This window comes from Alphaproteobacteria bacterium, assembly GCA_030740435.1.
Classification (GTDB): domain Bacteria; phylum Pseudomonadota; class Alphaproteobacteria; order UBA2966; family UBA2966.
Window position 1 is genome coordinate 1 of record JASLXG010000073.1, and the last position, 8,979, is coordinate 8,979.

Consider the following 8,979-nt stretch of genomic DNA (forward strand, 5'->3'; position numbering starts at 1 on the left):
GGCGACGCCCTTGCGTACAGCTAACGGTTCCCGTCACCAGGGTCCGTAGGGGACTTCCACCCCCAAGTCGTCGCCGGGCCACCACAGCCCGGCAAATGGTGCTTTCGCACCGTGCGCCATGCCTGGCACACCGCCCCCGCGGAGGCCGCGGACCGCAGGGCCGCCGCCGTGAGCGACAAAACTATTTGATCTTGCTTTCCTTGAATTCGACGTGCTTGCGCACGACGGGATCGTATTTTTTCAGCGTCAGCTTCTCGGTCAGCGTGCGCGGATTCTTCTTGGTGACGTAATAAAAGCCCGTGTCGGCGGTGCTGACGAGTTTGATCTTCAAGGTGGCGGGCTTGGCCATGAGAGGCGCTCCGGTTGGCGCTGGGCTGTGTGGCGAGCCGGAAACATAACGTCGCCCCGGCCGAAGTCAAGGGGCTGCGCCCCGCCAGGGCGCCGGGCCGTGGCGGTAGAGCGCGAGAACCACGAACAGCAAACAGGCGGCGGCCATGGCAAGCGGCAGGCCCTGAGGGCCCCAGGCGTCCATGGCGGCGCCGCCGGCCAGCGGCCCGAGAATACCGCCGATGCCCCACATCACGGCGAAGGCGGCGTTGCCGGCGACCAGGTCGGTGCCGCGGTAGCGCTCGCCCAGCAGCGTCAGCGATAGCGCGTAGATGCCATAGGTCATGCCGCCCCAGACGAAGAGCAGCGGCCAGCGCCCGGGGCCGGCGCTCAGCGCCGGCAGCAACGCGGCGCCGGCCATGCCGAAGAGGCCGCAGATGACCAGCAGGCGGTAGCGGTTCATGTGGTCGCCCAGCCAGCCCAGGGGGAACTGGAAGATGACGTTGCCGAAGACCAGGGCCGCCACCATCAACCCGGCCACTGCCTCGCCCAGTCCCAGCCGCATGCTATAGACCGGCAACAGCGAAAGCGCCGCGGCATCGATGAAGGCGGTCAGGAAGGTGCCGGCCAGCAGCGTCGGCGCCAGGCGGAAGAAGGCTACAATGCCGGCGCTGCCGGCGGCCTCGAAGCTGGGAGCGAGCCGGCGCACGGCGAGCAGCGGCAGCGCTGCCAGTGAGATGGTTGCGGCGGCGATGACGAAGGGTATCCAGCTTTGGCTGCCGAAAATCGGGATCAACAGCGGCCCGACGGCAAAGGCGGCCGCCAGGGCGGTGACGTAGAGGCCGATCAGGCGGCCGCGGTTGTGGTTGTCGGCGATCTCGTTGATCCAGGTCTCGCTGAGCACGAAAAGACCGTTGATGGCGAAGCCCAGTACGACGCGGAGGGGAAACCACAGATAGACGTTGGGCAGGGCCCGCAGCACCAGCAAAAGCACCGCGCACATCACCATGCACAGCAGCATGAAACGGACGATGCCGAGGCGCCGCGTCAGCGGCGGCATGAAGGGCGCCGATACCAGGATACCCACGGCGGTCATGGCGCTGTTGACGCCGATCAGGCTGTTCGAGATGCCCTGGGCCTCGAGGATCAGGGCCAGGATCGGCGAGCTCAGCCCCAGCGTGAAGGCGAAGACGCTGATGCTGGCGATGATGGCGGCTAGACTGAGGCGCTGCTCGGCTTTGCTGAGCGCGTTCTCAGGCATACCGGATGTGAGAGATTTCGTTGCGATACAAGAAAACGGGAACCGGCCGGTCGGCGTCTGGCTCGGGGGGGGACTCGATGTGATCGAGCGCTGTATCGAGGACGAATTCGGTGACGTCGGCGAGCGGCAGCTTGAGGGCCTCGGCCAGCGGATACCAGTCCAGATCCAGGAGCTCGCCGCTGCCCCCCAGGCGGCCCTCGGCGTGGTCGCCGTCGATGACGAAAAAACGCGCGTTGAAGCGGATCGGCGAGGGCGGCGGCGTCAAGGCCCGGGCGATGAAGTCGATGTGGGCCAGTGCCGGGGCCTGACCGGTGCGGTAGAAATGTTGCCACGACTCGGGCCCCGGCGCCTCGGCCTCGAGGGGGGCGCCGATCAGCAGGCCGGTTTCCTCGAAGGTTTCGCGTACCGCCGCCATGGCCAGGCCGAAGGCCTTGCGGGGCGAGGAATGGCGGGCCAGGCGGGCGGCCACGTCGGGCCTGAGCGGGCTGGCGGCCGTGGCCCGGCTGTCGTCCGGGTCGAGCCGCCCGCCGGGAAAGACGTAAAGTTCGGGCAGGAACCTGTGGCGCGGAGCGCGACGGCCCATCAGCACCAGCATCTCGCCGGCGCCGTTTTGGCGGTGCAGCACCAGACTGGCGGCGTCGCGGGGCCGCACGTGGCTCGGGCGCCGGCTCATGGCTGGCCGTCCTGGCCCCGGTCTTGGTGTCCCCCGAAGCCGTGCATGGAGAGACTCCATTGCAGGCCGATGAGCGCCCCGTTGAAGCGCGGCAGCAAATAGAGCGCCAGTACCAGCGCCAGCAACAGCCAAAAGCCCAGGTGCAGCCACAGCGGCGGCGCCAAATTGGTCTCTCCCAGCAGCACGCCGGTAAACACGATATGGCCGACCACCAGGACGGTGAAGTAGGGCGGCGCATCGTCGGCGCGATGGCCCTCCAGCGCCTGGCCGCAATTGCCGCAGGCGGCGGCGACGCGGAGATAGCCGGTGAACAGCGCGCCCTCGCCACAACTTGGGCAGCGCCGCCTGAGGCCGCGCCATAGTGCCGCCAGCCGGGGGCGCGGCTCGGGGTCGGGGATGGTCTCTACTGTCATGGCGTTGTGATCGGCCGATGGGGGAGAACCTGGGAGCGCGCGGGAGTGCCTTTATGCAGCCTCCCGGTAGCCGGCGCAATGTTACAGATGTTCCGCCCTTAGCGCTGGCGCTGGCGGCGCTTGGGGCGGGGCGTCCGGGCGATACCGTAACGGTCCTCGAGCTGACCCGGATCGTCCTCGCACAGTTCGAAGCGCAAGGTGGCGCTGGCCGCTACCGCTTCCACCAGCCGCACCTCGACCGCGTCGCCCAGCCGGTAGCGCCGGCCCTGGCTTTCGCCCACCAAGGCCATGGCCTGCTCGTCGAAGCGGTAGCGATCGCCGATCAGGCTGCGCCCGGGAACGAAGCCGTCGGCGCCGTTCTCGTCCAGGGCGACAAACAGGCCGGCCCCGATGACGCCCGAGATGCGGGCGGAAAAAACGGCGCCCCGGCGGTCCTCCAGGTGGGCCACCAGGAAACGGTCGACGGTCTCGCGTTCGGCCTTCATGGCGCGGCGCTCGGTGGCCGAGATCTGGCGGCCCAGCTCGGCGAATTCCGCCGCCGCCTCCTCGGGCAGGCCATCGTCGCCGAGACCCAGGCTGGCGATCAAGGCGCGGTGCACGCAGACGTCGGCGTAGCGCCGGATGGGCGAGGTGAAATGGGCGTAGTGGCTGAGCGCCAGGCCGAAGTGGCCCTGGTTCCGGGGATCGTAAGTGGCCTGCGACTGGGCCCGCAGAATGAGCTCGTTGACCAGCCGGGCATGCGGCGTGGCGGCGGCCTTGTCGATCAGGGTGTTGAAGCTCTGGGGCCGCGGCACCTGACCACGGGCCAGCTTCAGGCCGACGCTCGCCAGGACCGGCCGCAAGCCATCCAGGGCTTCCTCCTCGGGCGGCGGGTGGACGCGGTACATGCAGGGCGCGGCGCGGTCCGTGAGGGTGCGGGCGGCGGCGACGTTGGCGGCGACCATGAATTCCTCGATCAAGCGGTGGCTCTCGAGCGGCGGGCGCGGGGCCACCGAGAGAATGCGCCCCGCGTCGTCCAGTTTGACGCGCATCTCCGGCACCACCAGCTCCAGGGGCTGGCGTCGGCTGCGCTCAAAGGCCAGCGCCCGGAAGGCGGCATAGAGGGGCTTGATCACCGGCTCGACGAGCGCCTTCGTGGCGGCGTCGGGATTGCCCCCCGGGTATCCATCATGGGCGTCTTGTACTTGCTGGTAGCTGAGCCGCGCGGCCGAGCGCATCAGGCCGCGGCAGAAGCGCTGATGGTGCAGCCGGCCGTCGGCGTCGATGGTCATCCAGACCGCCAGGCAGGCCCGGTCGCGCCCCGGCTTGAGCGAACAAAGCTCGTTCGAGAGCGCTTCCGGCAGCATGGCCACGACGCGGTCGGGGAAGTAGACCGAATTGCCGCGCTCGCGGGCCTCGCTATCGAGGGCGCTGCCCGGAGCCACGTAGGCCGCCACGTCGGCGATGGCCACCAGCAGGCGGAAGCCGCCGGGATTGGCGCCGTCGTCGTCGGCCGCGGCCCAGACGGCGTCGTCGAAATCCCGGGCCTCGACCGGGTCGATTGTGACCAGCGGCAGCTCGCGCAGGTCCTCGCGCCGGCCGAGCTCCGGCTCCGTTGCTGCCTCGGCCTGGGCCAGGGCGGCGGCGCTGAATTTGCTCGGAATGCCGTGGCTCTGGATGGCGATGGCGCTGAAGGCGCCGGGCGCCTCGATATGACCCAGGCGCTGGCTCACCCGGGCCTTAGGCAGGCCGTAGCGCCGCCCCGGCAGGACGTCGGCCAGCACCAGATCGCCGGGCTGGGCGCCCTGGGCGTCCGGTCCCGATACGGCATAGTCGCGCCTGGTGCGCCGCTCGACGGGCTGGACGCGGCCCTGGCCGCCGACCATCTCGAAAATGCCCAGCACTTCCTCGGGCCCCTGGCCCAGGCGCTTGATGACGCGCGCCTCATAGCCCTCCGGCCCGGTCGGCGTGAGGCGGGCCAACAGGCGGTCGCCGGGCCCCGGTGCCTTGCGCCGGTGTTTTTCCAGGGGCACGATGATGGTGATTTCGCTGTCCTGCTGGCCACCGGTGGGCCGGGCCAGCAAATCGCCCTCGTCGTCGACGCCGACGACCTCGATCACCGCCACCGGCGGCATGCCGCCCGCCCTCAGGCCGTGGCGCGGCGCCCGTTCGAGCTCGCCCTTTGCCGCCATTTCGCCGAGCAGATCCTGCAGCCGGCGGCGATCCGGCCCCTTGATGGCGAAGGCCCGGGCGATATCGCGCTTGCTGCGGCGGTCGGGATTGTCGGCAATAAAGCGCAGGATGTCTTGGCTGTCGGGGAAGGACGGCGCGCTGCGGCGGCGGGGCACGCCGGTGCTATCCGTCGCTGGCCCCAGGGGCCGCAACCTTCGCCGCGGCCTTGGCCTTGGTCTTGCTTTTTGCGCTGCCCTTGGCGCTCTTTTTCTTGGCCTTGGCGGGAGCTTTCTTTTTGCCGGCCTTCTTGGCGGCGCGCTCGATCAGCAGCGCCACGGCCTGCTCTTGCGTGATGCTATCGGGGTCCAGGCCTTTGGGGATGGTGGCGTTGAGGCGGCCGTGCTTGACGTAGGGCCCATAGCGCCCGCTCATGACCGAGATCAGCTTGCCGTCTTCGGGGTGCTCGCCCAACTCGCGCAACGCCTTGGCGCCGGGCCGGTCCTTGGCATCGGCGATCAGCGCCACGGCGCGGTTGAGGCCGATGGCCAGGATGCTGTCCTCGGCCGCCAGCGAGACATAGCGGCCCTCGTGGCGGAGATAAGGCCCAAAGCGGCCGATGTCGGCGGTGATCGGTTTGCCGCTTTCGGGGTGCAGGCCGATCTCGCGGGGCAGCGCCAGCAGGCGCAGCGCAGTCTCCAGGGTCACCTCGGCCGGCACCATGTCCTTGGTCAGCGACGAACGCTTGGGTTTCTTCTTGCCCTCGGGCTCGCCCAATTGCAGGTAATGGCCATAGGGCCCCTTGCGCAGGCTGACCATGAGACCGCTCTCGGGGTCCGAGCCAAGTTCGCGCGGGCCGGCGTCGCCGGTATCCGGGGCCTGCTCGCCATTGGTGCCGAAGGGCCGGGTGAAGCGGCAGTCGGGGTAGTTGGAGCAGCCCACGAAGGCGCCGTGGCGGCCCAGCTTGAGCGACAAACGGCCGGCCTCGCAGGCCGGGCAGAGGCGGGGATCGACGCCCTCCTGGTCGCTCTTGAAGAGCGATGGCCCGAGGATCTCGTCGACGGTGTCGAGGACTTCCCGCACCCTGAGTTCCTTGGTGTTGTCGACGGCGGCGCTGAAGGCCAGCCAGAAATCCTTGAGCACGGTCTTCCAGTCGACCTGGCCGGCCGAGATTTCATCCAGGCGCTGCTCCAGGTCGGCGGTGAAATCGTACTCCACGTAGCGCTGGAAAAAGCTCGAGAGAAAGGCCGTGACCAGGCGTCCGCGGTCCTCGGGCACGAAGCGGCGCTTGTCGAGGCGGACATAGTCGCGATCCTGCAGCACGGAAAGGATGGAGGCGTAGGTCGAGGGCCGGCCGATGCCGAGCTCCTCCATGCGTTTGACCAGGGTGGCTTCGGTATAGCGCGGCGGTGGTTCGGTGAAATGCTGGTCGGGCCGCACCTCGCGGCGTTCCAGCCCGGTGCCCTGTTTCAGCGCCGGCAGCCGCCGCTCGGCGTCGTCATCGGCCGCCGCTCCGTCCTTGGGTACGTCGTCGCGGCCCTCGCGGTAGAGCCTGAGGAAGCCGTCGAACAGCACGATCGTGCCGGTGGCGCGCAAGCCGCTTCGGCCGGCCCCGTCGGCGATGTCGATGCCGGCGCGCTCGAGGCGGGCGCTGGCCATCTGGCTGGCCACGGTGCGCTTCCAGATGAGCTCGTAAAGCCTGGCCTCGTCGCGCTTGAGGCGGTTGGCGAGGTGGGCCGGCAGGCGGCCGAGATCGGTCGGCCGTATCGCTTCGTGGGCCTCCTGGGCGTTCTTGGCCTTCGAGCGGTAGGCCCGCGGCTGTTCCGGCACGTAGGCCTGGCCGTATTCGGCGCCGATGACGCGACGGCAGGCTTGCACGGCTTCGCCGGCGATCTGCACGCCGTCGGTGCGCATGTAGGTGATCAGGCCGACGGTCTCGCCGCCCACGTCGATACCCTCGTAAAGCCGCTGTGCCACCTGCATGATCACCCGGGCGCTCAAGCCCAGCTTGCGCGAGGCCTCCTGTTGCAGCGTCGAGGTGGTGAAGGGCGGTGGCGGGTGGCGCTTTTGTTCCTTGGCATCGACGCCGACCACGCTGAAGGTGCTGGCGCCTTCCAGGATATGGCGGGCGCGATCGGCGGCGGCGCCGTCGGGCAGGTCGTACTTGCCCAGCTTCTTGCCCTCGAGCTGCACCAGGCGGGCGCTCAGGGCGGCGCCGTCGGCGGCGCCGACGTCGACCTCGATGGTCCAGTATTCGCGCGCCTTGTGGGCCTCGATTTCGAGCTCGCGCTCGCAGATCAGGCGTAGCGCCACCGACTGCACGCGGCCGGCCGAGCGCGAGCCCGGCAGCTTGCGCCAGAGCACCGGCGAGAGCGTGAAGCCGACCAGATAATCGAGGGCGCGGCGGGCCTGCTGGGCGTTGATCAGGTTTTCGTCGAGGCCGCGGGGCTGGGCGATGGCGGCACTGACGGCGCCGCGGGTGATCTCGTTGAAGGCGATGCGCTGGACTTCGATGCCGTCGAGCGCGCCTTTTTCTTCCAGCGCCTTGAGCACGTGCCAGGAAATGGCCTCGCCCTCGCGGTCGGGGTCGGTGGCGAGATAAAGCCGCCCGGCGCCACGCAAGGCCTTGGCGATGGCGCCCAGGTGCTTGGCCGCCTTGGCGTCGGTCTCGTAGTCCATGGCGAAGTCTTCGTCGGGGCGCACCGAACCGTCCTTGGCCGGCAGATCGCGCACGTGGCCGTAACTGGCCAACACGGTGAAACCCGTGCCCAGGTACTTCTCGATGGTCTTGGCCTTGGCCGGCGATTCAACGACCACGACATCCATGGCGGCTTCGGTATCCTGCTTATGGGTAAGGGAACCCCAGTCGGAATAGCGTCGATCTAGAGCAGCGAAATCTGATTGCCAGGATGCCTTTGCAGGCGGCCCGCCAATTCAAGCTCCAGCAAAATGGTCAAAAGGACCGCGGGTGTCAATCGGCACTGACGCAAGATTTCGTCGACGCCTATGGGCGTCGGGCACAGCTTGCCGGCCACCAGATCGCGGCTGCCGGCGACCTCGGGCTCGCTGGCCGGGGCCGCCGGGGCGGCTGGGAAGAGCTCGGGCTCGGCCTCGGCGAGCCTGGGTAGCGCCAGGTTTTCCAGGGCCTCGATGACATGATCGGCGGTCTCGATCAGGGCCGCGCCATCACGGATCAGCCGATTCGAGCCGCGACACCGCGGATCGAGCGGCGAGCCCGGCACGGCGAAGACCTCGCGGTTCTGCTCCAGCGCCATGCGGGCGGTGATCAACGATCCCGACCTGAGCGCCGCCTCGACCACCAGCACGCCCAATGAGAGCCCCGAGATGAGCCGGTTGCGGCTGGGAAAATGGCGCCCCTGGGGCTGTTTGCCCACGGGCTGTTCGGCGATGACGGCGCCCTGCTCGACGATGGTGCCGTAAAGCCCCTCGTTCTCGGCCGGGTAGACGACGTCGATGCCGCCGGCCAGCACGGCCACCGTGCCGCTTTCCAGGGCGCCCTCGTGGGCCGCCGTGTCGATGCCCCGGGCCAGCCCCGAGGCGATGACGAAACCCAGTTGGCCCAGCTCGCGTGAGATGTCGCGGGCAAAACGCACGCCGGCGGCCGAGGCGTTGCGGGCGCCGACGATGGCGATGGTGCGCTCGGCGAAGAGGTGGGCGTGGCCCTTGACGGCAAGCAGCGGCGGGGCATCGGGAATGGCCGCCAGCGGCCGTGGGTAGTCGGGTTCGCAAAGCGCCACCAGGCGGGCCCCGGCGGCCCGGGTGGCGGCCACTTCGCGCTCGGCCTCGGCGGCCGAGCAAATGCGAATGGCGCCCCGCCGGCCGCCGCGCCGCGCCAATTCCGGCACCGCCTCGAGGGCTGCCCGGGCGGAGCCGAAGCGGGCCAGCAACTGGCCGAAGGTGATCGGCCCGACATTCTCGCTGCGCCATAGCCTGAGCCAGTCCAGGCGTTGTTCCGCGTTCAGCTCGCCAAGTTCCACTTCGCTCATCGTCCGCTCCCATCCGCGCTCTCTGTCGAGCAAAGAGAGCTCTAATCAAAAATGCGGACGCGGCCAAGAAATAGTCTCTTGACTGATCGGTTGCTGAGGGTGGATTGAACGGCGGCATTTTTCCATTGCGATCTGGAATTGGAATATTCT

The 8,979-nt window shown here is 69.0% G+C and carries 7 protein-coding genes; all 7 read right to left on the minus strand.

Annotated elements, in window-relative coordinates; all coding sequences use genetic code 11:
- Nucleotides 1-181: 181 nt before the first annotated feature.
- The 7 genes from rpmG to dprA all read right to left on the minus strand — a co-directional run bounded on the left by rpmG (nucleotide 182) and on the right by dprA (nucleotide 8,829).
- Nucleotides 182-349 carry a 50S ribosomal protein L33 gene (gene rpmG / locus QGG75_08755; GenBank protein ID MDP6067327.1) on the minus strand — a complete coding sequence of 56 codons (168 nt, stop codon included), beginning with the start codon at nucleotides 347-349 and terminating at the stop codon, nucleotides 182-184.
- Nucleotides 350-415: 66 nt separating this feature from the next.
- Nucleotides 416-1,588, minus strand: a complete 1,173-nt coding sequence (locus QGG75_08760) for an MFS transporter (GenBank protein ID MDP6067328.1) — start codon at nucleotides 1,586-1,588, stop codon at nucleotides 416-418.
- Nucleotides 1,581-2,261: an NUDIX hydrolase gene (locus QGG75_08765; GenBank protein MDP6067329.1), complete on the minus strand. Its 681-nt coding sequence runs from the start codon at nucleotides 2,259-2,261 to the stop codon at nucleotides 1,581-1,583. The genes QGG75_08760 and QGG75_08765 overlap by 8 nt, the downstream gene beginning before the upstream one ends.
- Nucleotides 2,258-2,674 (minus strand): DUF983 domain-containing protein, encoded by a 417-nt coding sequence (locus tag QGG75_08770; GenBank protein MDP6067330.1) that lies wholly within the window; start codon nucleotides 2,672-2,674, stop codon nucleotides 2,258-2,260. Before QGG75_08770 ends, QGG75_08765 begins: the two co-directional genes overlap by 4 nt.
- Nucleotides 2,675-2,772: 98 nt before the next feature.
- A complete protein-coding gene (gene rnr, locus QGG75_08775) occupies nucleotides 2,773-5,001 on the minus strand; it encodes a ribonuclease R (GenBank protein MDP6067331.1) in 2,229 nt (742 codons plus the stop codon).
- Nucleotides 5,002-5,008: 7 nt separating this feature from the next.
- Nucleotides 5,009-7,648 carry a type I DNA topoisomerase gene (gene topA, locus QGG75_08780; GenBank protein MDP6067332.1) on the minus strand — a complete coding sequence of 880 codons (2,640 nt, stop codon included), beginning with the start codon at nucleotides 7,646-7,648 and terminating at the stop codon, nucleotides 5,009-5,011.
- Nucleotides 7,649-7,704: 56 nt separating this feature from the next.
- Entirely contained in the window at nucleotides 7,705-8,829 is a 1,125-nt protein-coding gene (dprA, locus tag QGG75_08785; GenBank protein ID MDP6067333.1) for a DNA-processing protein DprA, read from the minus strand.
- Nucleotides 8,830-8,979 lie beyond the last annotated feature (150 nt).

Coding starts and splice junctions, on each gene's coding strand:
- rpmG (MDP6067327.1), bottom strand. CDS start 349: ATGGCCAAGCCCGCCACCTTGAAGATCAAACTCGTCAGCACCGCCGAC.
- QGG75_08760 (MDP6067328.1), bottom strand. CDS start 1,588: ATGCCTGAGAACGCGCTCAGCAAAGCCGAGCAGCGCCTCAGTCTAGCC.
- QGG75_08765 (MDP6067329.1), bottom strand. CDS start 2,261: ATGAGCCGGCGCCCGAGCCACGTGCGGCCCCGCGACGCCGCCAGTCTG.
- QGG75_08770 (MDP6067330.1), bottom strand. CDS start 2,674: ATGACAGTAGAGACCATCCCCGACCCCGAGCCGCGCCCCCGGCTGGCG.
- topA (MDP6067332.1), bottom strand. CDS start 7,648: ATGGATGTCGTGGTCGTTGAATCGCCGGCCAAGGCCAAGACCATCGAG.
- dprA (MDP6067333.1), bottom strand. CDS start 8,829: ATGAGCGAAGTGGAACTTGGCGAGCTGAACGCGGAACAACGCCTGGAC.